This is a genomic window from Paraburkholderia sp. GAS33, assembly GCF_050436645.1.
Taxonomy (GTDB): domain Bacteria; phylum Pseudomonadota; class Gammaproteobacteria; order Burkholderiales; family Burkholderiaceae; genus Paraburkholderia; species Paraburkholderia phenazinium_B.
In genome coordinates this window covers 76,860-102,990 of the sequence record NZ_JBNDMP010000005.1, presented here as the reverse complement: position 1 = coordinate 102,990, position 26,131 = coordinate 76,860, and the positions used below count along the sequence as shown (strand labels likewise).

Below are 26,131 nucleotides of genomic sequence, written 5' to 3'. Positions count from 1 at the left end.
ATTCGGCCAACTTTTTAGTCTTTGGCCGGCGCGGCTTGGCTGGCATACGAAGGAAACATGGCTAGCACCACCCTTGGCGTCAAGGTCGACGACCTCCTGCGTACCCGGCTGAAAGATGCCGCCACCCGTCTCGAACGCACTCCGCACTGGCTGATCAAGCAGGCGATCTTTGCGTACCTCGAACGGATCGAGCACGGTCAATTGCCCGCTGAGCTGTCCGGCGCGCACGGCTCGGCCGATCTGGCCGATGGCGCGAGCGTCGAATCCGAAGAGGATGGGGCGTCGCACCCGTTCCTGGATTTTGCGCAGAACGTGCAACCGCAATCGGTGTTGCGCGCGGCGATTACAGCGGCCTACCGTCGTCCTGAGCCGGAATGCGTGCCGTTCCTGCTCGGTCAGGCGCGTCTGCCGACAAACCTCGCCAATGATGTGCAGGCGATGGCGAGCAAGCTCGTCGAAACGCTGCGCGGCAAGAGCAAGGGCGGCGGCGTCGAAGGGCTGATTCACGAGTTTTCGCTGTCGAGCCAGGAAGGCGTGGCGCTGATGTGCCTCGCCGAAGCACTGCTGCGGATTCCCGATCGCGCCACCCGCGACGCGCTGATTCGCGACAAGATCAGCAAGGGCGACTGGAAATCGCACGTCGGCCAGGCGCCGTCGCTGTTTGTCAACGCCGCGACCTGGGGGCTGATGATCACCGGCAAGCTGGTGACGACCAATAGCGAAACGGGCCTGTCGTCGGCGCTCACGCGGCTGATCGGCAAGGGCGGTGAGCCGCTGATCCGCAAGGGCGTCGATATGGCGATGCGCCTGATGGGCGAGCAGTTCGTCACCGGTGAGAACATCTCCGAGGCGCTCGCCAACAGCCGCAAATTCGAAGCGCGCGGTTTCCGCTACTCGTACGACATGCTTGGCGAAGCGGCCACTACCGAAGCCGATGCGCAGCGCTACTACGCGTCGTACGAGCAGGCGATCCACGCAATCGGCAAGGCGGCCGGCGGCCGCGGCATCTACGAAGGCCCGGGCATCTCTATCAAGCTCTCGGCGCTGCACCCGCGCTATGCGCGCTCGCAGTACGAACGCACGATGAACGAACTGCTGCCGCGCGTGCGCTCGCTCGCGATCCTCGCGCGCCGCTACGACATTGGCCTGAACATCGACGCGGAAGAAGCCGATCGCCTCGAAATCTCGCTGGATCTGCTCGAAGCGCTTTGCTTCGATCCGGAACTGGCGGGCTGGAACGGCATTGGCTTCGTGGTGCAGGCATATCAGAAGCGCTGCCCGTTCGTGATCGATTACATCATTGATCTGGCGCGCCGCAGCCGTCATCGCATCATGGTGCGGCTCGTGAAGGGCGCGTACTGGGATAGCGAAATCAAGCGGGCTCAAGTGGACGGCCTCGAAGGCTATCCGGTCTACACGCGCAAGATCTATACGGACGTGTCGTATGTCGCCTGCGCGAAGAAGCTGCTCGGCGCGCCGGACGCGGTGTATCCGCAATTTGCCACGCACAACGCGCATACGCTCTCGGCGATCTATCACCTCGCGGGGCAGAACTACTATCCTGGCCAGTATGAGTTCCAGTGCTTGCACGGTATGGGCGAGCCGCTGTACGAAGAAGTCACGGGCCGCGACAAGCTGAATCGTCCGTGCCGCGTGTATGCACCGGTCGGTACACACGAAACGCTGCTCGCGTATCTGGTGCGACGCCTGCTGGAAAACGGCGCGAATACGTCGTTCGTGAACCGCATCGCTGATGAAAACGTGGCGATCAAGGATCTGGTGGCCGATCCGGTTGAAGAAGCGTCAAAGGTCGTGCCGCTCGGCGCGCCGCATGCGAAGATCCCGCTGCCGCGCAATCTCTATGGTGCGGAACGCGTAAATTCGATGGGACTGGATCTGTCGAATGAACATCGTCTGGCGTCCTTATCTTCGGCACTGCTGGCGAGTGCGCATCATCCGTGGCGCGCGACCCCCATGCTCGAAGACAACGAAATCGCTGTGGGTACCGCACGCGATGTACGCAATCCGGCTGACCATCGCGATCTCGTCGGCACGGTTGTCGAAGCCACGTCGGAACATGTGAGCGCGGCGCTGTCGAATGCCGTAGCCGCCGCGCCGATCTGGCAAGCGACACCGGTCGAAGCGCGCGCCGATTGCCTCGCGCGTGCGGCCGATCTGCTTGAAGCGCAGATGCATACGTTGATGGGCCTCGTGGTGCGCGAAGCGGGCAAGTCGCTGCCGAATGCCGTCGCCGAGATTCGCGAAGCGATTGACTTCCTGCGCTACTACTCGGCGCAGATCCGCACCGAGTTCTCGAACGACACGCATCGTCCGCTCGGGCCGGTGGTCTGTATTAGCCCGTGGAACTTCCCGCTGGCGATTTTCATGGGTCAGGTCGCGGCCGCATTAGCCGCCGGCAACACGGTGCTGGCGAAACCGGCCGAACAGACTCCGCTGATCGCGGCGCAAGCGGTGCGTATCCTGCGCGAAGCGGGTGTACCGGCAGGCGCGGTGCAACTGCTGCCAGGTGACGGCGAAACCGTCGGTGCGGCGCTGGTAGCCGATGCCCGCACGCGAGCGGTGATGTTCACCGGTTCGACCGAAGTGGCACGCCTGATCAACAGGACGCTTTCGAGCCGTCTGGATGCAGAAGGCAAGCCGATTCCGCTGATCGCTGAGACCGGTGGCCAGAACGCGATGATCGTCGACTCGTCGGCGCTCGCCGAGCAGGTAGTGGCGGATGTGCTGAACTCGGCGTTCGACTCGGCCGGTCAACGTTGTTCCGCGCTGCGCGTTCTTTGTCTACAGGACGATGTGGCCGATCGCACGCTGGAAATGCTGACCGGCGCGATGCGCGAGCTCGCGGTGGGCAACCCGGATCGTTTGTCGATCGATGTCGGTCCGGTGATCGACGTCGATGCGAAGCGCGGTATCGACACGCACGTCGCAGCGATGCGCGAGAAGGGCCGCAAGGTCGTGCAACTGCCGATGCCGGAAGGTGGCGCGCAAGGCACCTTCGTGCCGCCGACGCTGATTGAACTCGACAGCATCGACGAACTGAAGCGCGAAGTGTTTGGTCCGGTGCTGCATGTGGTGCGTTATCGCCGCAACGCGCTCGACAAGCTGCTCGAACAGATCCGCGCGACCGGTTACGGCCTGACGCTCGGCATCCATACGCGCATCGACGAAACAATCGCACATGTGATCAGCCGCGCGCATGTGGGCAACATCTACGTGAACCGCAACGTGGTGGGCGCGGTGGTCGGCGTGCAGCCGTTCGGCGGTGAAGGGCTGTCGGGCACGGGTCCGAAGGCAGGCGGCGCGCTTTATTTGCAGCGTCTTCTGGCGACGCGTCCGGCCGGTCTGCCGAAGACGCTGGCGCAAGCGCTGATCGCCGACGCCCCGCAGGCGACGGAAAACGGCGACAATCCGTCCTCGGCGCTGACGGCGCTGCGTGACTGGCTGATCAACGAGCGTCAGGCGTCGCTGGCGGCGCGTTGCGACGGTTACCTGTCGCAAGGCCTGGCGGGCGCCACGGCGGTGCTGCCTGGCCCGACCGGCGAGCGCAATACCTACACGCTCGGCGCACGCGGCACGGTGTTGTGTGTGGCGTCGACGGCGAGCGGTGCACGCGTGCAGTTTGCTGCGGCGCTTGCCACCGGCAACCGCGCGCTGTTCGACGGCGCTGCAGGCGAGCAATTGGTGTCGGCACTGCCTGCGGCACTCAAGCCGTATGCAAGCGTGAAGAAGAGCGCCGACACGCCGTTCGACGCCGTGCTGTTCGAAGGCGACAGCGATGAACTGCTTTCGCTGGTGAAGGAAGTGGCCAAGCGGGTGGGTCCGATCGTCTCCGTACAGGGCGTGGCGGCTCGCGCGCTGGAAAGCGGCGAAGAGGACTATGCGCTCGAACGTCTGCTGACGGAGCGTTCGGTCAGCGTAAACACCGCAGCTGCAGGCGGCAATGCGAATTTGATGACGATCGGTTGAGCGAACCTTTAACGGTCGATTCAATTAAACGGAAGCGGTACGGCGACCCCGAAACCGCTCCACTCACACCTGGTACCAAGGAGAAGCTATGCAACACAAGATGAAACAGCTGGCAGGCGCCGCGCTCGTCGCAGCCATGTCGCTGGCGGGGACGGCACACGCACAGCAGGTCGAAGACGTGAAGGTCGGTTTTGCCGGCCCGATGACGGGCGCACAGGCCCACTACGGCAAGGACTTCCAGAACGGCATCACGCTGGCTGTGGAAGAAGAAAACGCAAGCAAGCCGATGATCGGCGGCAAGCAGGTTCGCTTCGTTCTCGATTCGGCGGACGACCAGGCGGATCCGCGCACCGGCACGACCGTCGCGCAGAAGCTGGTGGACGACAACATCAAGGGCATGCTCGGCCATTTCAACTCGGGCACGACGATCCCGGCTTCGCGCATCTACGCGAACGCGGGCATCCCCGAAATCGCCATGGCGACGGCGCCTGAGTACACGCAACAAGGCTTCAAGACGACTTTCCGCATGATGACGTCCGATACGCAACAAGGTTCGGTTGCCGGCACGTTTGCGGTGAAGAATCTTGGCATGAAGAAGATTGCTATTGTCGACGACCGCACGGCTTATGGGCAGGGGTTGGCTGACCAGTTCGAGAAGGCGGCCAAGGCTTCAGGTGGGGCGATCGTTGATCGTGAGTTCACCAATGACAAGGCTGTTGATTTCAAGTCGATTCTGACGAAGTTGAAGTCGGTTAATCCGGATCTCATCTATTACGGTGGTGCGGATTCGCAAGCTGCGCCGATGGTCAAGCAGATGCGGGAGCTTGGTATCAAGGCTCCGCTCATGGGCGGTGAGATGGTTCATACGCCGACGTTCCTGTCGCTCGCTGGCGATGCGGCTAATGGGACTGTTGCTTCGCTGGCTGGGCTGCCGCTTGATCAGATGCCTGGTGGTGCTGACTATGTCAGCAAGTATAAGAAGCGTTTTAATGAGGATGTGCAGACGTACTCGCCGTATGCATACGATGGTGCTATGGCGATGTTCGCTGCCATGAAGAAGGCTAATTCGACCGATCCGGCTAAGTATTTGCCGTTCCTTGCCAAGACGGATATGCCGGCTGTCACTGCGGCTCATCTTGAGTATGACGGGAAGGGTGATCTTAAGAATGGCGGGATTACGCTTTACAAGGTTGTTGATGGGAAGTGGACGACTTTGCAGAGTGTTGGTGGGAAGTGAGTTTTTTGCCTCGCGGCGCTTGAGGATGGTTCGGTTTAGTTGATTTTCAAGCGTTGAATGGCTGGTTTGGTGTTTATGCCCTACGGGTCTCTCATGGCTCGTGGGGCTTTATTTTTTGCGGGGCTCTATATGGCTACAAATGCGCTACTTGTCTACGCACGCGGGAATTAGTGTTACTTCCGCTCTTGTACCCGTCGGCTCGTATTTATCGTCTGGCATCATGGGCTTGTAGACATGCGCTATAACGCTGATTGTTGCGGATCGCACTCCGAGCCTATTTAGCTCCTGAAGATTTTTACCCCGCATGCCATCCCAATTCAATGCAGAAAAGTCTGCAAATTGATCGTTGATAGTCGAGGCACAATTCGGCCGGCGAACAAACCTGGCCGCGCATACAGACGGTGTCCGCAAAAATATCCGCAATGCCAGCATTGCTGTCCTCTCGTCTGTTCGGATGCCGCGACTCTGGAGTCCATCGGACGGGCGTCGCCGGTTCGTCTCTCCGCGGTTGGCCATCCGGATGACTCGCCGGTCGATCAAAAGTCCTCAACAATTGCGATGGTGTATGAAATCGGTCACATCGACATTTCATACGATAAACGTCGTATAATTCGGGGGTGCTTTTGACGATACCAGTTAAATATTGCGAGGTTAAGCAGGCGGTCGTCGCCGCGCTTAGGTCCGGCAGGTTTCAGCATGAGTCGCGTCGTAACGTCGATGTCAAAAACCTTCTTACCATGGGGGAGGTGACGCCGCAGTTAGTGGAACGCGTCATCGTCAAGAGTGATGACACTGAATACGTATCGTCGCCGCATCACAGGTTCGCGTCGATCGATGTGCATGTCATCGCGTCAGGTGGCTGGTACGTGAAGTTTTACTTCGTCGGCGATCCAGACACCATGTTTATAAGCGTTCACCAGTGAGCAGGACCATGAACACAAAACTGTATGAAGAAGGCGAGAAGAGCAAGGCGATCTGTCACAGCTGTCAGCAGCTCGTGAGTTCGACTTTTGCGCGCCGCAATGTGCCGTTCAGTGACGGCAAGGGTGAGGTCAAGGACATCCTCGTCTCAGTTTGCGACGTGTGCGATGAAGTAGTCGCCATCCCCGCGCAGTCCACGCCGGCTATTCGCGAAACCCGTCAGAAGGAAGTGAAGGCCATCGAGGCGCAGTTGCCCGCTATTTATCTGGATATGCTTGATCTTGCTGCGTACACAATCGATAGCGCGAGTTCAACCGAGTTTCGCAAGGTTTTAATGATCTTGTATCTGCATCGGTTTGCCTCCGGCGAGTATCCTCGGGAGCGGTTGATGAGGGCGCATCGCTCAGCCGTGGCGCGCTTCAAGGAGCAGCGTGGAGCCGCGCGCAGACGTCTCTCCATGAAGGTCACGCCGCGCATCGCCGAAGACATCAAGACGCTGACTGAAGATACGGAGATGAATCAGACAGAAGTGATCAAATCCGTGATCTATCAGATTCAGATAGATGTGATCGAGGGGCGCAAGCCGGCTTTGATGAAGGAGCTCGGCGCGTTGGCTGTGATCTCGGCCTAGCAGCCGTCGTCGCGAGAGCGTCGAGCGGCCGCGCCGACAGAGTCATTCGTACGTCAGCTATTTCCCTTCACCCCTTAACTTGCGCCCCTGCTCCCGAATCTGCTCCAGAGTCGCGCCAGGCGTGCTCGCTTCCTGCGGGATGCGAATCTCGATTACCGCTGCGCGTTTCGCCGCGAGCGAACGCTCGAGCGCCGGCAGGAAATCCTCGGTACGTTCCACCGTCTCGCCGTGTGCGCCGAAAGATCGCGCGAACGCCGCGAAATCCGGATTGGTGAGGCCGGTGCCATGCACGCGGTTCGGATAGTGCCGCTCCTGGTGCATGCGGATCGTGCCGAAGTGGCTGTTGTTCACGACGATGAACAGAACGTGCAGGTCGTATTGCATCGCCGTCGCCAGTTCCTGAGCTGACATCATGAAGCAGCCGTCGCCGGCCAGCGCTACCACCGTGCGCTGGGGGTAGAGCGACTTCGCCGCAATCGCCGCCGGCACGCCGTAGCCCATCGCGCCGCTGGTCGGTGCGAGCTGCGAACGGAAATGCCGGTACGAGAAGTGTCGATGCAGCCACGTCGCGTAGTTGCCTGCGCCGTTGGTCACGATGGCGTCCGCGGGCAGGTGCGCGCGCAGCTGCTGAATCACCTCGCCCATTTGCACGTCGCCGGGAATCTGCCGCGGCACTCGCCACTCGAGGTAGGAGCGATGCGCCTCTTCCGCAGCTCCCGCCCATGCCGGTTTTGAAGAAGGAGGCGGCAGGGCCGCGAGAAGTGACGCGAGTTCAGGCATTCCGGAGACGATCGGCAAATCTGCCGAATACACGCGGCCCAATTCCTCCGCGCCCTGATGCACGTGAACCAAAGTCTGCCTGGTCTTCGGAATGTCCAGCAGCGTATAGCCGCCGGTTGTGGCTTCACCCATTCGCGGGCCAAACACGAGCAGCAGATCCGCATCCGCGATGCGCTTGGCCAGCGCGGGATTGATGCCAAGTCCCACATCGCCTGCGTAGTTCGCATGCTCGTTATCGAGCGTGTCCTGAAAGCGGAACGCGAGACCGATCGGCAACTGCCAGTTCTCGACGAAGCGCTGCAGGTCCGCGCTCGCCTCAGATGTCCAGCCGCTACCACCGGCGATGACCATCGGCCGCTGTGCGCCTTCGAGCAACTGCCTTAGCTCATCCATCTGCGCTGCAGACGGTGACGCCGCCACACGGTGATAAGCCGGCGCGCCTGGCACCACCGCACACGCGTCGCTCAAGACATCTTCCGGCAACGACAGCACGACAGGCCCTGGCCGTCCTGACGTCGCAGTATGGAACGCGTGACTCAGATACTCCGGAATGCGACGCGGATCATCGATCTGTGCGACCCACTTCGCCATCTGGCCGAACATGCGTCGATAGTCGATTTCCTGGAACGCCTCGCGGTCGAGATGTTCGCGCGCGCATTGGCCGATCAGCAGGATCATCGGCGTCGAGTCCTGGAACGCGGTGTGCACGCCAATCGACGCATGCGTCGCGCCGGGTCCGCGCGTGACGATTGCCACGCCGGGACGACCGGTCAGTTTGCCGACCGCTTCGGCCATATTGGCGGCGGCCGCTTCGTGCCGGCAGACAACGGTCTGGATCCGTTCAGTCTCGTCGTGCAGCGAGTCGAGCACGGCGAGAAAGCTCTCGCCTGGCACACAGAAAACACGTTCGACACCGTGCGTCAGCAGGGCATCGACTACAAGGCGCGCACCGGTAGTGGTGGCGGAAGCGGGAACATTCGTCAGCGGCATTGCGGTGAAGCCTCCAGTCGGATCTCGTCGGTCGGCTGGTCGGCCACGTGGGGCCGACGGGCTTCGACAGCTTACGCCGACTCGGCGGCCGGTGTCACCGGAAAGGGCAATGTTGGCCCGCCAATCGGGCTATTGGCACAAGCTGCCAAGGTAAAGCCTCGCAGCGTGGCAGCGGCGGCGCGTTGTAAGGGATGCGTTGGCTACGACTTGCATGAAGTCACCCAGCCGCTGCTGGTCGTATGGCCGTATGGCCGAACGAAGCGACGCGGCCACAAATCAGCATTCGACAATATTCACCGCCAACCCGCCGCGTGAAGTTTCCTTGTACTTGGTCTTCATATCCGCGCCGGTTTCGCGCATCGTCTTGATGACTGAGTCCAGCGAGACATAGTGGCTGCCATCGCCGCGCAATGCCATCCGTGCCGCGTTGACCGCCTTCACCGACGCCATCGCATTACGTTCGATACACGGAATCTGCACCATGCCGCCAACCGGATCGCAGGTCAGCCCGAGGTTATGTTCCATGCCGATTTCCGCGGCGTTCTCGACCTGCTCGGGCGTGCCGCCCATCACCGCCGCGAGTGCGCCGGCGGCCATCGAGCAGGCGACACCCACTTCACCCTGGCAACCCACTTCGGCACCGGAAATCGACGCATTCAGCTTGTACAGAATGCCGATCGCTGCGGCCGTCATCAGAAAGTCGATCACGCCTTGCTGGTTCGAGCCGGACATGAACCGCGTGTAGTAATGCAGCACGGCGGGGATGATGCCGGCGGCACCGTTCGTCGGCGCAGTCACGACACGACCGCCGGCGGCATTTTCTTCATTGACGGCAATTGCGTACAGATTGATCCAGTCCACCATCGACAGCGGATCACGTAACGCCAGTTCAGGATTTCCCGACAGGGAGCGATACAACTGCGGCGCACGCCGCTTCACCTGGAACGGACCTGGCAGATTGCCATCCGCATCCTGATTGCCGATGCCGCAACCGCGCGCCACGCACGACTGCATCACGTCCCAGATCTTCATCAAGCCGGCGCGCGTTTCCTCTTCGGTATGCCAAACGCGCTCGTTTTCCCACATCAGTTGCGCGATGCTTTTGCCGGTCGCCTTGCACAGCGCGAGCAACTCATTGCCGCTGCGGAATGAATGCGGCAATTGATCGACCGCACTCAGCACCTTGGTATTCGGCGCCCCCGCAGTGACCACAAAGCCACCGCCGACGGACAGGTAAGTCGCCTCACGCAGCGTCTGACCTTGAGCATCGAACGCGTGCAGCTTCAATCCGTTCGGATGCTCGGCGAGCGCTTGCCGGTAGAAAGAAATGTGATCCTTCTGCACGAACGGCACCGGGTGTGTGCCAAGCAGCGGCAAAGAGCGCGAAGTGCGCACGGCTTCGAGACGCTGCGCGATCGTATCGGGATTGACGGTATCCGGCGCGTCGCCCATCAAGCCGAGCATCACACCGCGATCGGTGCCGTGGCCCTTGCCGGTCGCGCCGAGCGAGCCGTACAGATCCACCTTCACCGAAGCCGTACCCGCAAGCAGTCCGTCGCGTTCGAGCCCCTGGACGAACATCAGCGCCGCGCGCATCGGCCCGACCGTATGCGAGCTGGACGGACCAATGCCGATTTTGAAAAGGTCGAACACACTGACTGCCATTACTGCTCCTGCATATAAAAAACGGGGTTAACGTGCCGGCAGCGGCAGGCACACGGCCAGCCACGCGGGCGGGGTCGGCGCGAGCCGCAGCGCGATCGGCGCATAGCGGCCATCGAGACGCGCCGCGAGGTGAAACAGTTCAGCCGCATTCTTCGGATCCCAGTCACCCGAATAGCCGGGCAAGCCGGCTTCGCGACGCTTCGCATCGAACGGGACGTCCGAATGCACAAATTCGTCATGCGTTTTGGTGCCCAACGCGTAGGGCGTCAACCAGTTCAGCGCGGTGCCCAGCGTCGCGTCGTTGGTGGCCTTCTCCGGCAACCAGTTGCGGTTGTGACGGCGCGCGGCCAGCGCGGCGGTCACGAGCGGCTGCAGATCGTAAGTCACGTAATGCAGCGCATCGCGTTCCTTAAAGTCGATCGTCGAACCGTCCGGCTCGATGTTGTCGCCAATATGTTCGACAAACAGGCGCTGCGCCGCGTTGATCATCTTGCGGTTATCGAGCGTGAAGGCGGCCATCGCAATCAGTTTGACCCGGTGGCTCTGCCAGTTATTGCGAAACGAGCCGGTTAGCGGACGCGGTTGCGCGTCGATCTGCGCGATGTAACCGTTTCCAAGCTTCGTCAGAAACGCCATCGCTGCGTTACGCGTTTTCACTGGTAACGCGCTTGCGGTCATGTCGTAGGCGAGGATCAAGCCTTCGAAACGGGTTTCGTCGATCGGGTTGAAGCTCGGTTGATAGGTCGTGACCCAGGCGTACAGCAGGCGGTCGACCAGTTTCAGATAGCGGTCGTCACTGGTGGCGCGCCAGGCGAGCGCCGCGTCACGCAGGAGGTCCAGATCTTTCTCCGCTTCGACGCTCTGATCGTAGATCCCTTCGTGCGGTAAGGTGCCTTCGGTATGCAAGGTCGCCACCGCGTGCGCCTGATCGTTCAGATGCGCTTCCACGTTGGCGACCAGTGCCTTGACGCCCGGATCGGCATTCGTGCGTTCGCTGGTTTGCAGCGCTGGCGCTGCACAGAAATTCATCGCTGCGCGGGCATGCCGCACCGGCAGCATGACGGCGCCGCACACCAGCAGCAGCGTCGCGAGCGGCGTGCCCGCGGCCTGCCAGGACGGCATGCGCCGTGAATAGCTCGGGCTTTCCATCATTAGCACCTTTCGCACCATGCGACACTCCTTCGTTGGGCTGATTGGTGTGTGATGTTAGCCGTTCCCGGGCACGAACGACAGGACCGCGCGTCACCGTCAGGTGGCGCGCGGTTCAAGCCAGCGGATGCGACGCGGTTACTCGTAATCCGCGATGGGTACGCAGGAGCAGAACAGGTTGCGGTCGCCATACACGTTGTCTGCACGGCCAACCGGCGGCCAGTACTTCCTCGCAATCAGCGACGGCAGCGGATACGCAGCGGTTTCACGCGCATACGCATGCTTCCAGTCGTCCGCAATCACCACGGCCGCGGTGTGCGGTGCGTGCTTGAGCGGATTGTCTTCACGGTCCGAGCGGCCATCTTCGACGGCGCGGATTTCCTCGCGGATCGCAATCATCGCTTCGATGAAACGGTCGAGCTCTTCCTTCGATTCCGATTCGGTCGGTTCGACCATCAGCGTGCCCGGCACCGGGAAGCTCATGGTCGGCGCGTGGAAGCCGTAGTCGGCGAGGCGCTTGGCGACGTCGTCAACGGTGATGCCGCTGGTTTCCTTGATCGGGCGCAGGTCGAGAATGCATTCGTGCGCGACCAGTCCGCCCGGGCCCGAGTACAGCACCGGATAATGCGGCGCCAGCTTGTTGGCGACGTAGTTGGCGTTGAGGATCGCGGTTTCGGTCGCAGCGGTGAGGTTCTTCGCGCCCATCATCGCGATGTACATCCACGAGATCGGCAGGATCGAAGCGGAGCCGTACGGCGCGCCCGACACGGCGCCGATGCCTTGCGGCGCACGCTCGTAACCCGACGACGTCTGGTTCGGCAGGAACTTCGCGAGGTGCGCGCCCACTGCCACCGGGCCGACGCCTGGGCCGCCACCGCCGTGCGGAATACAGAACGTCTTGTGCAGGTTCAGGTGCGAAACGTCGCCGCCGAACTGGCCCGGTGCCGTGAGGCCGACCATTGCGTTCATGTTGGCGCCGTCCACATATACCTGGCCGCCGTGTGCATGCACGATCTCGCAGATTTCGCGTACGTTGGCTTCGAACACGCCGTGCGTCGACGGGTACGTGATCATGATCGCAGCCAGCTTGTCCGCGTGTTGCGCGGCTTTCGCCTTCAGGTCTTCAATATCGACGTTGCCTTGCGCATCGCAGGCGACCACCACGACCTGCATGCCGGCCATCTGCGCCGACGCCGGGTTCGTGCCGTGCGCCGAAGCGGGAATCAGGCAGACGTTGCGATGACCTTCGCCGCGCGATGCGTGATAAGCGTGGATGATCAACAGACCCGCGTACTCACCTTGCGAGCCGGCGTTCGGTTGCAGTGAAACCGCTGCGTAACCGGTTGCCGCGACGAGCATCTGCTCGAGCTGATCGATCATTTCGCGGTAGCCGACGGTTTGCTCAGCCGGCGCGAACGGGTGAATCTGACCGAACTCAGGCCACGTGACCGGCAGCATTTCCGAGGTCGCGTTCAGCTTCATCGTGCAGGAGCCGAGCGGGATCATCGAGCGGTCGAGCGCGAGGTCCTTGTCGGAGAGGCTGCGCAGGTAGCGCAGCATTTCCGTTTCCGAATGATGACGGTTGAATACATGGTGCGTGAGATACGCGCTGGTGCGTTCGAGCGCGGCCGGCACGGAGCTTTCCGCGGGCAGTTCGGCGTCGAGCGCGTCGATTTGCGGCACTTCGCTCACGAACGCCGCTTGCGCGAACACGGCCAGCAGATCGGCGAGGTCGCTGCGCTTGGTGGTTTCGTCTATCGAGATGCCGACGCGCGTGTCGCTCACGCGGCGCAGGTTGATGCGTTTGGCGACCGCCGCGTCGTGCAGCGCCTGGGTGCGGGCGCCGGTTTCGAACGTGAGCGTGTCGAAGAACGTTTCGTTGACGAGCGTATAGCCGAGCTTTTTCGCACCGGCCGCGAGCAGCGCGGCGACGCGGTTCACACGCTGGGCAATCGTCTTCAGACCTTGCGGGCCGTGATAGACCGCGTACATGCTGGCCATGATCGCGAGTAGCGCCTGTGCGGTACACACGTTCGAGGTCGCCTTTTCGCGGCGGATGTGCTGTTCGCGCGTTTGCAGCGCGAGACGCAGCGCGGGCTTGCCCTGTGCGTCGACAGTGACGCCAACGAGACGGCCCGGCATTTGCCGCTTGAATTCGTCGCGTACGGCGAGATACGCCGCGTGCGGACCGCCGAAGCCGACCGGCACGCCAAAGCGCTGCGTGTTGCCGACAGCCACGTCCGCGCCCCATTCGCCCGGCGGCGTGAGCAGCGTGAGCGCGAGCAGATCGGCGGCAACCACCACATAGCCGCCTGCAGCATGGACAGCTTCAGCCAGGGCACGGTAGTCGCGCACATCGCCGTTCACGCCCGGGTATTGCAGCAGCACGCCGAAGGCGTTGGCGCTCGCGGCATCCGCAGCCGGGCCAACCTTCACTTCGATGCCCACCGGTGTAGCGCGCGTCTTCACCACTTCGATGGTTTGCGGCAGCACGTCGTCGGCGACGTAGAACACGTTCGACTTCGGCTTGCCCACGCGTTGCAGCAGCGTCATCGCTTCGGCGGCGGCGGTGGCCTCGTCGAGCAGCGATGCGTTGGAGATGGCGAGGCCCGTCAGGTCGATGATCATCTGCTGGAAGTTCAGCAGCGCCTCGAGACGGCCTTGCGAGATTTCCGGCTGATACGGCGTGTAAGCCGTGTACCACGCCGGATTCTCGAGGACGTTGCGCAGGATCACCGTCGGGGTGTGCGCGTTGTAATAGCCCTGCCCGATATACGAGCGGAACACCTGGTTCTTGTCGGCCAGCTCACGCAGCGCGGCGAGCGCTTCGGCTTCGCTCTTCGGTTGCGCGAAGGGGCCGAGCGGCAGCGTTTCGGTGCGGCGGATCGTCTTCGGAATCACGGCGTCGATCAGCGCGGCGCGCGAGGCGAAGCCGAGGGCTTCGAGCATCGCCTGGCTGTCGGCCGAATCCGGGCCGATATGCCGTTCAGCGAAGGCGTCATGCACTTCGAGCGCGGCGAGCGAGAGAGGAGTGCGGTTCATCAGACGATCCGGGTGTTCGAGCTTCATGGGGTGTTCCTGGCGGTGCGGCCGTCCGCGTTCGTCGGACGCCGCACCTGACGTTTAAAGCGGGTTTGAAATAACTTACTCGCCGATCGACTTGCTGTACGCGTCGGCGTCGATCAGGCGGTCATGCGTCGCATCGGCTGCCGGCTTGATCTTGAACAGCCAGCTGTCATACGGCGTGCTGTTGACGGAGTCGGGCGTGTCGGCGACAGCCGTGTTGGCTTCGATGATTTCGCCCGAGACCGGCGCGTAGATATCGGAGGCGGCTTTCACGGATTCGATGACGGCGACGGTGTCGCCGGCGCTAACGGTCCTGCCCAGTTCCTGGACTTCGAAGAAGACGATGTCGCCGAGCGCTTCTTGCGCGTGGTCGGTAATGCCGACCGTCAGCGTGCCGTCTGCTTCGGTGCGGACCCATTCGTGCGATTCGGTGTATTTCAGATCGGCCGGGATGCTCATCGGATGCTCCTGTGCGGTGTGTACGGTAAAAACTTAAAAAGGAGGAAGCGCGCGCAACGAAAGCTTAAGCAGCAAGAACTTTGCCGTTGCGCACGAACGGCAGTTTTACCACGCTTGCGGGAAGGGCTTTGTCACGGATTTGCACGTGGACGACATCGCCGGGCTTCACGTCCTTCGGCACGCGTGCAAAGGCGATGGATTCCTGCATGGTGGGCGAGAATGTGCCGCTGGTGATTTCGCCTTCGCCGTGCGGCGTGACGACCTTCTGATGGGCGCGCAGCACGCCGGCAGCCTTGCCGTTTTCCTTTTGCAGGATCAGTCCGACAAAAGCGCACTGGCAACCGTCCGCTTCGAGCTTCGCCTTGCCGACGAAGTCGCGCGGCGAATTCAGATCTACGGTCCAGGCGAGACCGGCGTCAAGCGGCGAGACATTGTCGTCCATGTCCTGGCCGTACAGGTTCATGCCGGCTTCGAGGCGCAGCGTGTCGCGCGCGCCCAGACCTGCCGGGCGCACGCCCTGGCGCACCAATGCGTCCCAGAACTCGCAGACGGACGTGGAAGGCAGCACGATTTCGAAACCGTCTTCGCCGGTGTAGCCGGTGCGGGCAACCATCAACTCGCCGAACGGCGTGTTCTCGACGATGGCGGCGTTAAACGGCTTGAGGAGTTCGGTGGAGGTGCGGGTGGACGGCGCGACTTGCCAGACCTTTTCGCGGGCGTTCGGACCTTGCACGGCGACGATCGACAGATCGCGGCGCGGCGTGATGGTCAGGCCATAGCTGCCTTCGCCGTTGAGCTTGCCGAACCAGGCGATGTCCTTTTCTGCGGTGGCAGCATTGACCACCAGGCGGAAGTGGGTTTCGGAGAAGAAATAGACGATCAGATCGTCGATCACGCCGCCGTTCGGGTTCAGCAGGCAGGTGTAGAGCGCCTTGCCCGGCGCTTGCAGCTTGCCCACGTTGTTAGCGATTGCGTGTTCGAAAAACGCGCGGACGCGCTCACCGGCGAAATCGACCACACACATGTGCGACACGTCGAACATGCCGGCGTCGGTGCGCACCGCGTGGTGTTCGTCGATTTGCGAGCCGTAGTTGACGGGCATGTCCCAGCCGCCGAAATCGACCATGCGGGCCTTCAGCGCGCGATGGGTGGCGTTAAGCGGGGTGTGTTTGAGTTCGGTCATCAGGGCCTCAGGCAATCTCGACGGATAACAAAAAGGCCATGCGGCTTCATTCCTCGCGGCCAAAAAGCCTGCGAGCGATGCCATGCATGACCCCTCTGTCCTCGATACCTGAGAGATTGCGCTGCCGTGCGGGTTTGCAAGTGCCTGCGAGCCATCACGGTGAAACGCGCGCCCCTTCGGTGGGCAGCCTGCCTGGCTCGATGATGGTCGATGCCGGTGGCTACTGCCGCTCTCCAGAGTGCGAAAAACCGGTGCCTGATGCAGCCCGGACGATGCCGGAATCAGACGGGTTCTTCGACGCAGCCGGTCCTTTTGCCTGAGAGTTTGTGGGTGTGCCCCTTCGGCGGCGCGGCCCGCAAAAAACATGGCGGCCAACGCTCTCTCCCGACGCGTGCGGCGAATGTACGCGAGGCCCCGAGGCTTGTCAAATGAAGGCTCTGGAGAGCTATGCGGCGGTGCAGCGGGCGGCGCGAGCGCCAAAAAAAAGCGCGGGGGAATGACCCCCGCGCCTGTGCTTTCACGGCGAATTGCTGAACAGATTGACTGAGCGGCTTACTCGCCGATTGCGTGTGCTGCGCCGTCGAGTTCCTGGTTCAGCACGCGCTGCTCTTCACCCGACAGGCCACCACCATGCTGGGCAGACATGTCACGCGCTTCCTGACGGATCACGTCGAGGCGGTGATGCAGCGCGCCACCTTGCGGGGGCGGGTAATAGCCTTGATTGACGTGATTGTCGATGCGGCGGCTCAGGTTGTCGGCACGGCCGTAAACCTGATTCAGGCGCTGAACTGCGATTTCGTGCGGGTTAGGTCCCGGGGGCGGTGCCTGTTGCGGGACCACACAGGCGGCCAGCGAAGAAACCAGTGCCAGACTTGCCAGCGCACGGGTGAAACGTTGCATGCGTACTCTCCTTTTGTTGGTCGGAGTTAGCGCTTGAGCGCTTACTCCGGTCCCATGCAGTTGCCTGCGGTCGTCGTGGTCTTGATCGACGGGTAGTTCGATATCGTGAAGCAACGGCTAGCCGCAGCCACACGATGACCTGAATTCAGAAACATATTGTAACGGACCGTCCCTTTCGGAACTGTTAGCAGCGGTTGTCCGCATGTAAGCCGCGACTTGCGCGGCGATCTCAGCGGATTCGCTCGAAGGGCAGGCGCCGGCCTTCCTCTTCGCTGCGCGCGGCCAGTTCGATGATCGTCATGACGTCGACGGCGTCCTGAGGGCTGACCGGGAAACGCTCGCCATCGAGGATGGCTGCCGCCAGCGAGCGATAGAAGCCGATATAGTCGCCGTCGCGGGTCGGCAAAGCGCGTTCAGTTTCCTGATTGCTCGCGTCCAGTACGCGCAGCAGACCCGCCGGGTTGCCACCAGCAAAACCGGCGTCACCCGGGCGCAAACCCGCTCGCAACTGATCTTCCTGGGTGTCGAGTTCACGCTTGACGTAGCTGCCGCGCGTGCCGTCGATTGCAAAGCGCGGCGGCGCGAGCGCGGTGAGGGTGGTTGCGTGCAGCACGACTTCGAGATCCGCGTAGCCCAGCTGCAGATGAACGTAGTCGGTGGCGCCCCCGCCATCGCGATGCGTTTTGACGGTGGCCGACACCGTGGCGGGCGTGCCGAAGAGCGCCAGCGCCTGGTCGATCAGATGCGGCCCGAGATCGAACAGCAGGCCGCCGCCACGCGACGCTTCCTCGCGCCAACGCGGCCGCACATCCGGACGGAAGCGGTCGAAATGCGACTCGTAGTGGGTGATACGGCCCAGCTCACCGCTGGCGAGCAGGTCGCGAACGGTGAGGAAATCGCCGTCCCAGCGACGGTTGTGGAACGGCGCGAAGGTGAGGCCCCGCGCCAGCGCCAGGTTGGCGAGCGTGAGCGCCTCCGTGGCCGTCAGCGTGACCGGTTTGTCGACCACCACGTGCTTGCCGGCTTCGAGCGTGCGTTTGGCGAGGTCGAAGTGGGTGTCGTTTGGCGTGGCAATCACCACGCATTGGATGTCGTCGAGCGCGAGCAGCGCATCGAGATCGGGCACGACTTTGGCGCGCGGATAGTCAGCCCGAGCCGGCTCGGGTTTGCTTGTCGCGATCGCAGCGACCGTGGCCCGGCCGCAGTGCTCGATCACCGGCGCGTGGAAGGTGGCGCCAGCAAAACCGTAACCCATCAATCCTGTTTTCAGCGGTGCAGACATGTGAGTTTCCTGCAAGAATGCGCGCCGCTTTGCCACCGCGGCGACGACGCGCGGCCTGTAATTGTGGCATGTCCGAGCCGTCACCGGCTTCGTGTTAGCATCCCTGCCCGCACCCTCAACCCGCAACACCCCCCGCCCAAACACGATGTCCGCTGGCCTGAATCCCGCTCAAAACGAAGCGGTGCGCTACCTCGATGGTCCCTGTCTTGTGCTTGCCGGCGCAGGCAGTGGCAAGACGCGCGTGATTACGCAGAAAATTGCGCACCTGATCGAAGTCAAAGGCTTCGAGCCGCGCCATATCGCGGCCGTCACCTTCACGAACAAGGCGGCGGCGGAAATGCGCGAACGCGTCGGCAAGCTGCTCGAAGGCAAGACGCTGACCACGCCCGGTAAGGAAGGCCGCAAGGTGCCCGTCAATCAGTTGACGGTGTGTACCTTCCACTCGCTCGGCGTGCAGATTCTGCGTCAGGAGGCCGAGCACGTGGGCCTGAAGCCGCAGTTCTCCATCATGGATTCGGACGACTGCTTCGGCATGATCCAGGAACAGGTCGGCTCGACGGATAAGGGTTTCATCCGCAAGATCCAGTCGATCATCTCGCTGTGGAAAAACGGCCTGATCATGCCGGAAGAGGCGGTGGCGATTGCGGCGAACGAGGACGAGCACCAGGCGGCGATTGTCTACCGCAACTACGTCGCCACGCTGCACGCTTACCAGGCGGTGGATTTCGACGATCTGATCCGCCTGCCCGCCGAGCTCTTCGCGAAGAACGAAGCGGTGCGCGACCGGTGGCAGAACAAGCTGCGCTATCTGCTGATCGACGAGTACCAGGACACCAATGCTTGCCAGTACGAGCTGCTGAAGCAGCTGGCCGGCCCGCGTGCTGCATTCACGGCGGTGGGCGACGACGATCAGGCCATCTACGGCTGGCGCGGTGCGACCCTGGAGAATCTGGCGCAGCTCGGCAAGGATTTTCCGAAACTGCATCTGGTGAAGCTGGAGCAGAACTACCGGTCGACGGTGCGGATTCTGACGGCCGCCAACAACGTGATCGCGAACAACCCGAAGCTGTTCGAGAAGAAGCTGTGGTCCGAACACGGCATGGGCGACACGATCACCGTGACGGGCTGCAATGACGAGGAGCACGAAGCGGAATCCGTGGTGTTCCGCTTGTCGGCGCACAAGTTCGAGCGGCGTGCGCAGTTCCGCGACTACGCGATCCTGTATCGCGGCAATTTCCAGGCGCGGATCTTCGAGCAGGTGCTGCGGCGCGAGCGGATTCCTTATGTACTGTCGGGCGGCCAGTCGTTTTTCGACAAGGCCGAGATCAAGGATATCTGCGCGTATCTGCGCCTGATTGCCAACGCGGACGACGATCCTGCTTTCATCCGCGCCATCACTACGCCGCGGCGCGGCGTGGGCAACACGACGCTCGAGGCGCTCGGGTCGTTCGCGGGTCAGGCGAAGGTGTCGCTGTTTGAGGCGGTGTATATGGGCGGGATCGAGGCGCGGCTGTCGGTGCGCCAGGTTGAGCCGTTGCGCACCTTCTGCGATTTCATGCAGCGCCTCACCGACCGCGCGGAAAAAGATCCGGCCACCGAGGTGCTCAACGACCTGATGGATGCGATCCACTACGAGGCCTACCTTTACGACGCGTTCGACGAGCGCCAGGCGCAGTCGAAATGGCAGAACGTGCTGGAGTTCGTGGAGTGGTTGAAGCGCAAGGGCACCAAGCCGGAGCCGGAAGCGGGCTCCGAAGCTACGGGCTACGACAACGCGGACGGTCTCGCAGATACCGGCAAGAACCTGCTGGGCTTGATCCAGACGGTGGCGCTGATGTCGATGCTCGAAGGTAAAGAGGAAGATCCGGACGCGGTGCGGCTTTCGACGGTGCACGCGTCGAAGGGGCTCGAGTATCCGCACGTGTTTCTGGTGGGCGTCGAGGAAGGCATCATGCCGCACCGCGGCGGCTCGGACGACGCGCCGATCGACGACGCGCGCATCGAGGAAGAGCGCCGGCTGATGTACGTGGCGATTACGCGGGCGCAGCGCAGTTTGCATCTGAACTGGTGCAAGAAGAGAAAGCGCGCGCGGGAGACGGTTGTGTGCGAGCCGTCGCGGTTTATTCCTGAGATGGGACTGGACGAGGCACCGCCGCCGACGGCGGAGGAAGCGCCGATGACGCCGAAGGACAGGTTGGCGAGTTTGAAGGCGTTGTTGCAGAAGCCTTGAGGTGTGGCTTTTGCCCCTATGGCGTCCGGTGCCTTAGCGCTAGTCAGCGCCTGAACGTAAAAAATCCCTGCTCGTGTTGCCACGGTGCAGGGATTTTTCTTTGGGTCTTGCTGTTTAGCTGGTGCCCAGGCGGGGCGCAACTTAACGCTTACTTCGCTGCGCTGACCATGTAGTCGACGGCGGCCTTCACGTCGGCATCGGACGCGTTCGATCCGCCCTTAGGCGGCATCGCACCCTTGCCGTGCAGCGCATAGTTGTAAATCGTGTCCATCGGGTCCTTGAGACGCGGTGCCCATGCCGCTTTGTCGCCGAACTTCGGGGCATTCAGCACGCCAGCGGCGTGACACGCCTGGCAAACCTGCGTGTAGAGCGCCTTGCCGGCCTGCGAGGCGTCCGCGCTTTGCGCTGCGTCTCCGCCAGGCGCGGCTGCCGGTGCGCTGGCGATCGAGGCAAGCGCGGCCGCTGCCTGGGACGCTGCTGCCACGCCAGCGTCAGCCGGGGCGCCGGAAGCGGGTGCTGCCGCCGCGGCAGCGCCTGAGGCCGCTTGCGCTGCTGTCGGGGCCGCCGGTTGGGCAAAATTGCCGCCGGAATTGTTCGCCATATAGACGACGGCGCGGGCAATCTCGAAGTCGCTGTAGTCGTCCGGGCTGGTGCCGCCGCGCGGGGGCATGGCGCCCGTGCCGGTCAAGGCGGTGTGCACGAGCGTGTCGTAGCCTTGCGCGATGCGCGGTGCCCAGTCCGTGGTGTTGGTGAACTTCGGTGCGCCTGCCGCTCCGGTGGCGTGACAGGCCGAGCAGACCGCCTTGTAGACTTCCTCGCCGGTCTTGTAGACGCGCGGCGCGTTGGCGTCGCGAATGTCGACCTGGGCTAGCGGCGCGATGCGGGCGCTGACCTCGGCGTCGGAGAGACTGTCGGTACCGGCGCCGGTGCGCGTCCAGTTGTCCGCGTAGATCGCGAGCAGGACGATGATGACAACTGGAATAGCAAAACCGGCAATGATGGCGGCAATGAGCTGCCCGGGGGTCTTGATCGGGGCTTCGTGATTTGGTGCTTCGCTCATGCTTGTCTCGTCTCCCGTGGGTATTGTGAGCGGTACAGCGTGACGCCAACGACCTTATTCTTTATAGCCACTGGCGATTATAGACGGAACGTTTCAGCGGCGGCGAGGGCTGGCGGGGGTATTCAGCGGGCGTTTACCCCTATCGGCGGTTTGGGCTGGGGGATATGGGCTGGATCGCCCGTGGCGTGTGCCGGGCGGTCGGTGGACGGGTCGGCTGAAACCGGGTATCCTCTCGGTCTCGATTTGGTGCCGGTTTCACGGTTTTACGGCGCTTTTCGTGTCAATGCGCCCGTAGCTCAATGGATAGAGTACTGCCCTCCGAAGGCAGGGGTTGCTGGTTCGATCCCAGCCGGGCGCACCAATCTTGACAGGGATTCTCGCGAATCTGCCTGTTTCTGCTTTCCCGAATGACACCTAAATTACACCCGCTCGCCCGCGTATGGCGCGGAGTGTGCGTCATACGCGGTGCGTCTTGAGCCAGTCGCGCAGCGCGTCATTCATGCGCGTTTGCCAGCCGTCGCCGCTTGCCCTGAAGCGATCGATTATCTCGGCGTCGTATCGAACCGTTACCGCGACTTTGGGGTGGGCAAGCTTTGGCCGGCCACCGCGCGGCTTCATTTGCGCGAACTGTTCATCCGTCGGCTCGAATGTGTCAGGATCGTCCGCGATGCCGCGTGCAATCGCGGTTTCTTCTTCTGGTGTGTTACGAATCAATTTGGATTGCTTTTTCGTAGTGATCAATTCTCCCGGTTGTTGGCCTTGCGCTGAATGAAGCTGGTCGACCCTTCCCATCCCTGAGTCGGTCCAGGCGACCGTCACGCTGTGATGTAAAGGTTCGTGACGCTGGACCTGTGCGCGCAAAACGCACCACTGGGCCAACGATTCGGGCTCCATCTCTCCATGCTTCGACCATCACAAACGATACCGAGAAGGTAAAATTTCGTTGCACCTTGTCGGGTGCGCTTTTCTGTCAGCGCGGCGAGTCAGGTACACGGTTTGCTTTCTATTGGGGGATTTGCTGATTCCGCGGCGGCCCCTTGTTTGAACCTTCGCAGACGATTCAAAAAATGACAACTCACACATCTCCAGCGTCGCGCCATTCGAACGTCGAAACGGGTGTACCGGGCCTCGATACCATTCTCGGCGGAGGTCTGGTCGGCGGCGCTTTGTACCTGATAGAAGGCATGGCTGGCGCGGGCAAGACGATTCTGTCGAGCCAGATCGGCTTCCATCGTGTCCTCCAGGGCGAGAAGGTGCTGTATATGACCTTGATCGCTGAATCGCACGACAAACTCCTCGGGCATTTGAGCGCACTCAGCTTCTTTGACGAGAAAGCGGTCGCGGAGAAAATGTTTTTCGTCTCGGGCTATCACGCGCTTATGCAGGGCGGACTTGATGGCTTCCTCAAGCAGGTTGCCTTGAGCCTCCACCAGTACCGCCCGGGCCTGCTCATCGTCGATGGCTTTCGCAGCGCACGCGAGTTCAGTGAAACGGACCTCTCGCTGTCCAAGTTCATCCATGAGTTGAACGCGCTGGTTGCTGCCATGAACTGTACGACGTTGCTGCTGGCTCCTTTGTCGGGTAATGAGCCGCATCCCGAACATACGCTCGTCGACGGCCTGATTGAGCTCAACCGTTACAGCGATGGCATGCGCCGCACACGCGAAATTGAAGTCCACAAGATGCGTGCTCGCGATCACATGCTGGGCAAGCATTTCTTTCGTATAACGGACAGCGGCCATGTCATGTTTCCACGGCTGGAAGCACGATGTGCGGAGCAGCCTGGACCGGCCGACCTCAAGGCGCGCCTCGGATCGGGTATTCCACGTCTTGATGAGTTGCTCGGCGGAGGGTTTATAAAGGGCTCCACGACCACGCTGATGGGCGCATCGGGAATCGGCAAGACGCTGCTTGGGCTGCAGTTTCTATCGGCCGGTGCGCAACGCGGCGAAAAGTCCGTCTATCTTGGCTTTTACGAGTCGCCGCAACGGCTCATCGGCAAGGCTGAATCCGTTTCAATTCCGTTGCAGGCGGCGTGCGACGACGGGCGGCTGACCGTCCAGTGGCAACCGGCCATTGAACTGGCAATAGACGAACTGGCAGCCACCGCTCTCGCTACGGTGAAGCAGACCGGCGCGACGCGACTTGTGCTTGACGGTATCGACGGGTTTCGTGATTCAGCAATGCGCACTGGCCGGTTTGGTCTGTTCCTCAACGCATTGACTCATCAGTTACGCGCCGCAGGGGTGACAACGCTTCTCACAGAAGAAGTGCCGTTCAATTCCGATCCCTCCGTTATGCGCGGAATGCGTCTCTCGGCCATGACTGAAAATCTCATTTTGCTGCGCTATGCGGAAACCGACACGGGTCTGCATCGAATGATCTCCGTGGTCAAACAGCGCGAAAGCGCGCACGATTCTTCGCTTCGGGAGCTCGTCATTACCGAGAAGGGACTCGATGTTGTCGACGCTTTTCCGGGTGCGGCGGGTTTGCTCGGTGGCCGCGGGGCCGCCGCAGGGATTGTTGGCCGGCTCGACAGTTGACGCGCCATGAAAACGATCATGGTCGTGGATGATGAGTTCGATCTTCTGACTATCTGGAGCCTGCTGCTCGAACAGGTCGGCTATGCCGTCATGACAGCGCCCGACGGTGCGGTCGCGCTTGAGCTGATCCGCAAGGCCAGGCCGGACCTCATCCTCAGTGACTGCATGATGCCAGTCATGTCCGGCCCAGAGCTATGCGCCGCCCTCTTCGCAGATCCGGACCTGCGGTCAATCCCGATAATCCTTTGCAGCGCAGCCGTTGACATACCGCGACAGCCCAATCCGGTGATCGCCTATTGCCGCAAGCCTCTCTCACTCGACATGCTGCTTCCGATCATCGAGAAAATGTTGCCTTGAGCCAAGGCCCCTGGCGAGGGCATGAATTGGTCGTTTGATCGCTCGCGACTCCACCACATGCCGAGCATCCCAAAGTAAGCACCTATGTTTGCACGCGTCTCGCATAAAGATACTCGCGAGAAGACAAACAAACGCTGTGGCGGCGAGCGCTCCTTGGGACCGTTTCTTGCGAAATGTGGCGGCAGCGAAAAACGAAAACTGACCAATCGGTGGCCACAGATGTACTCTATCTTGCTCGTGGATGATGAGCCGCAACTTCTCACCGTCTGGTCCCTGATCCTTGTCAACGAAGGATACAAGGTGACTTGCGCGAGCAATGGCATCGAGGCGCTCGAATGCCTGAAACACGACGTGCCCGACCTCATTGTCACCGACTGGATAATGCCATTGATGGACGGGCTGACCCTAAGCCACGAGATTCGGGCTCGACCCGATCTCGCACATATCCCGATTCTCGGACAGTCAGCCACGCCGCCACCGGGCTTTCTCCAGCCCGGCTGGAATCTCTGCTTAAAGAAGCCAGTGGAAGTGGCGCTCTTTCTTACAACCGTTAGCGACTTGTGCACGCGCCCTCTAGCGGATCCCGACGGTGCAGACGAAAGCCTGTAAAAAAATGCCCGCCTCAAGGACGGGCAATTCCATATCAGCAGGCGATATGGAGAGGAGACAAGGCCACAATAGTCGCGGCATTCGCGGATTGCAACTCTCCAAAAAAGCGCCAGCTGCTGCGGAATGTGAAGCGCCGTAGCCTAACTATTTCGGCCCATCGGCTTGCCGGGAGCGGAGGGGAGATTTTTGAGGCGCTGCGGCCTTTGCCTCAAACAGGTCGGCTGGCGTTCGGACGGCTAAGGTGATCGGGGTTGCGAGGCAGTTCCGCGTCTTCAAACCCGCACATCGCACACGCACCCCACCTCAAGCATTCATCCCACCATCAACCGTAAGATTCGTCCCGGTAACGTACGACCCCTCCGGCCCAGCAACGAACGCCACCATCGCAGCAATCTCCTCAGCGCGCCCATATCGATCAAGCGCCGTGGCAGCCTTCTGCGGCACCGCCCAATCGCCCGAAGCGGGATTCAGGTCCGTATCGATCGGCCCCGGTTGAACGTTGTTGACCGTAATACCCCGGCCCCCAACCTCTCTAGAAAGCGCCTGAGTGAACATCCTGACAGCCGCTTTGGTAGCGGCGTACGGCACCAGCCCCGGCGTAATAGCCCGCTCGCCCACCGCCGAACCGATCATGATGATGCGGCCACCATCACTCAAACGCTTCAGCGCAGCCTTGGTCGTAGCGAATACGCCGCGGATGTTGATGTCGATCACCTTGTCCATCTCCTCCAGCGTCGTGTCTTCGAACGGTTTCGGAATGGCCGTGCCGGCATTGTTCACCAGCACATCAAGCTGGCCGAAGGTCGCAAAGGTCTTTTCAACCGCAGCCTCGACAGCGTTAACATCAGCAGCGTCGGCCTGAATCGCAATAGCCTTCCCGCCGCTGAGTTCAATCTCTTTGACCACGGCCGAAGCCGCGTTCGCGTCCTTCGCGTATGTGAGGGCCACGCTCGCCCCATCCGCGGCGAGGCGTTTCGCAATTGCCGCACCAATACCGCGTGAACCGCCGGTAACGAGGGCCACTTTGTGAGCTAAGTTAGACATGTCATTTCCTAAGGAGTCCGTACGCGACTCATCGCGTC

Annotated in this window: 18 protein-coding genes, 1 tRNA gene and 2 riboswitches; of the genes, 8 read left to right on the top strand and 11 right to left on the bottom strand. The window is 61.8% G+C overall.

From position 1 onward, the window contains the following. Positions 1-57: 57 nt before the first annotated feature. The 3 genes from putA to P3T24_RS16960 all read left to right on the top strand — a co-directional run bounded on the left by putA (position 58) and on the right by P3T24_RS16960 (position 6,776). Entirely contained in the window at positions 58-3,987 is a 3,930-nt protein-coding gene (gene putA, locus P3T24_RS16970) for a trifunctional transcriptional regulator/proline dehydrogenase/L-glutamate gamma-semialdehyde dehydrogenase (RefSeq protein ID WP_429436285.1), read from the top strand. An 88-nt stretch (positions 3,988-4,075) separates the two neighbouring features. Continuing rightward, the gene (locus P3T24_RS16965; RefSeq protein ID WP_074262928.1) at positions 4,076-5,224 is read left to right on the top strand and encodes a branched-chain amino acid ABC transporter substrate-binding protein; all 1,149 of its coding nucleotides are present in this window, start codon (positions 4,076-4,078) and stop codon (positions 5,222-5,224) included. A 931-nt stretch (positions 5,225-6,155) separates the two neighbouring features. Further along, positions 6,156-6,776: a hypothetical protein gene (locus P3T24_RS16960; protein WP_429436283.1), complete on the top strand. Its 621-nt coding sequence runs from the start codon at positions 6,156-6,158 to the stop codon at positions 6,774-6,776. Positions 6,777-6,833: 57 nt separating this feature from the next. Here the strand turns inward: P3T24_RS16960 and P3T24_RS16955 are convergent, their stop codons facing one another. The 8 genes from P3T24_RS16955 to P3T24_RS16920 form a co-directional block, all read right to left on the bottom strand. Continuing rightward, positions 6,834-8,546 carry a thiamine pyrophosphate-binding protein gene (locus P3T24_RS16955; protein ID WP_429436280.1) on the bottom strand — a complete coding sequence of 571 codons (1,713 nt, stop codon included), beginning with the start codon at positions 8,544-8,546 and terminating at the stop codon, positions 6,834-6,836. 276 nt (positions 8,547-8,822) lie between these two features. Further along, positions 8,823-10,211, bottom strand: coding sequence for an L-serine ammonia-lyase (locus P3T24_RS16950; RefSeq protein WP_429436278.1), 1,389 nt, complete (start codon positions 10,209-10,211; stop codon positions 8,823-8,825). A 27-nt stretch (positions 10,212-10,238) separates the two neighbouring features. Further along, a complete protein-coding gene (locus P3T24_RS16945) occupies positions 10,239-11,333 on the bottom strand; it encodes an alginate lyase family protein (RefSeq protein WP_429407184.1) in 1,095 nt (364 codons plus the stop codon). Positions 11,334-11,498: 165 nt separating this feature from the next. Next, complete coding sequence (gcvP, locus tag P3T24_RS16940) at positions 11,499-14,429, bottom strand: aminomethyl-transferring glycine dehydrogenase (protein WP_429436275.1); 2,931 nt, start codon at positions 14,427-14,429, stop codon at positions 11,499-11,501. A 75-nt stretch (positions 14,430-14,504) separates the two neighbouring features. Continuing rightward, entirely contained in the window at positions 14,505-14,885 is a 381-nt protein-coding gene (gcvH, locus tag P3T24_RS16935) for a glycine cleavage system protein GcvH (protein ID WP_429436273.1), read from the bottom strand. A 64-nt stretch (positions 14,886-14,949) separates the two neighbouring features. Next, positions 14,950-16,068, bottom strand: a complete 1,119-nt coding sequence (gene gcvT / locus P3T24_RS16930; protein ID WP_429436270.1) for a glycine cleavage system aminomethyltransferase GcvT — start codon at positions 16,066-16,068, stop codon at positions 14,950-14,952. Positions 16,069-16,153: 85 nt separating this feature from the next. Continuing rightward, positions 16,154-16,315: riboswitch (glycine riboswitch) on the bottom strand. A 46-nt stretch (positions 16,316-16,361) separates the two neighbouring features. Beyond that, positions 16,362-16,465, bottom strand: a riboswitch (glycine riboswitch). A gap of 155 nt (positions 16,466-16,620) precedes the next feature. Further along, complete coding sequence (locus tag P3T24_RS16925) at positions 16,621-16,968, bottom strand: hypothetical protein (protein ID WP_074262919.1); 348 nt, start codon at positions 16,966-16,968, stop codon at positions 16,621-16,623. A 229-nt stretch (positions 16,969-17,197) separates the two neighbouring features. Next, positions 17,198-18,250 carry an oxidoreductase gene (locus tag P3T24_RS16920; protein ID WP_429436268.1) on the bottom strand — a complete coding sequence of 351 codons (1,053 nt, stop codon included), beginning with the start codon at positions 18,248-18,250 and terminating at the stop codon, positions 17,198-17,200. Positions 18,251-18,395: 145 nt separating this feature from the next. On the opposite strand from P3T24_RS16920, the gene P3T24_RS16915 reads away from it, so the two are divergent. Next, positions 18,396-20,480, top strand: coding sequence for a UvrD-helicase domain-containing protein (locus P3T24_RS16915; RefSeq protein WP_074262917.1), 2,085 nt, complete (start codon positions 18,396-18,398; stop codon positions 20,478-20,480). A gap of 148 nt (positions 20,481-20,628) precedes the next feature. Here the strand turns inward: P3T24_RS16915 and P3T24_RS16910 are convergent, their stop codons facing one another. After that, positions 20,629-21,540 carry a c-type cytochrome gene (locus P3T24_RS16910; RefSeq protein WP_429436265.1) on the bottom strand — a complete coding sequence of 304 codons (912 nt, stop codon included), beginning with the start codon at positions 21,538-21,540 and terminating at the stop codon, positions 20,629-20,631. Between the two features lie 285 nt (positions 21,541-21,825). Here P3T24_RS16910 and P3T24_RS16905 point away from each other — a divergent pair. Further along, a tRNA-Arg gene (locus P3T24_RS16905) sits at positions 21,826-21,901 on the top strand. A gap of 95 nt (positions 21,902-21,996) precedes the next feature. Here the strand turns inward: P3T24_RS16905 and P3T24_RS16900 are convergent. Further along, entirely contained in the window at positions 21,997-22,278 is a 282-nt protein-coding gene (locus tag P3T24_RS16900; RefSeq protein ID WP_429436935.1) for a BrnA antitoxin family protein, read from the bottom strand. A gap of 329 nt (positions 22,279-22,607) precedes the next feature. Here P3T24_RS16900 and P3T24_RS16895 point away from each other — a divergent pair, with 329 nt between their 5' ends. From P3T24_RS16895 to P3T24_RS16885, 3 genes are all read left to right on the top strand, one after another. Then, entirely contained in the window at positions 22,608-24,083 is a 1,476-nt protein-coding gene (locus tag P3T24_RS16895; protein ID WP_429436264.1) for an RAD55 family ATPase, read from the top strand. Positions 24,084-24,089: 6 nt separating this feature from the next. Then, positions 24,090-24,440, top strand: a complete 351-nt coding sequence (locus P3T24_RS16890) for a response regulator (RefSeq protein WP_074262914.1) — start codon at positions 24,090-24,092, stop codon at positions 24,438-24,440. An 84-nt stretch (positions 24,441-24,524) separates the two neighbouring features. Beyond that, the gene (locus tag P3T24_RS16885; RefSeq protein ID WP_429436262.1) at positions 24,525-25,049 is read left to right on the top strand and encodes a response regulator; all 525 of its coding nucleotides are present in this window, start codon (positions 24,525-24,527) and stop codon (positions 25,047-25,049) included. Between the two features lie 303 nt (positions 25,050-25,352). Here the strand turns inward: P3T24_RS16885 and P3T24_RS16880 are convergent, their stop codons facing one another. Continuing rightward, positions 25,353-26,093: an SDR family NAD(P)-dependent oxidoreductase gene (locus tag P3T24_RS16880; RefSeq protein WP_429436259.1), complete on the bottom strand. Its 741-nt coding sequence runs from the start codon at positions 26,091-26,093 to the stop codon at positions 25,353-25,355. Positions 26,094-26,131: the final 38 nt, after the last annotated feature.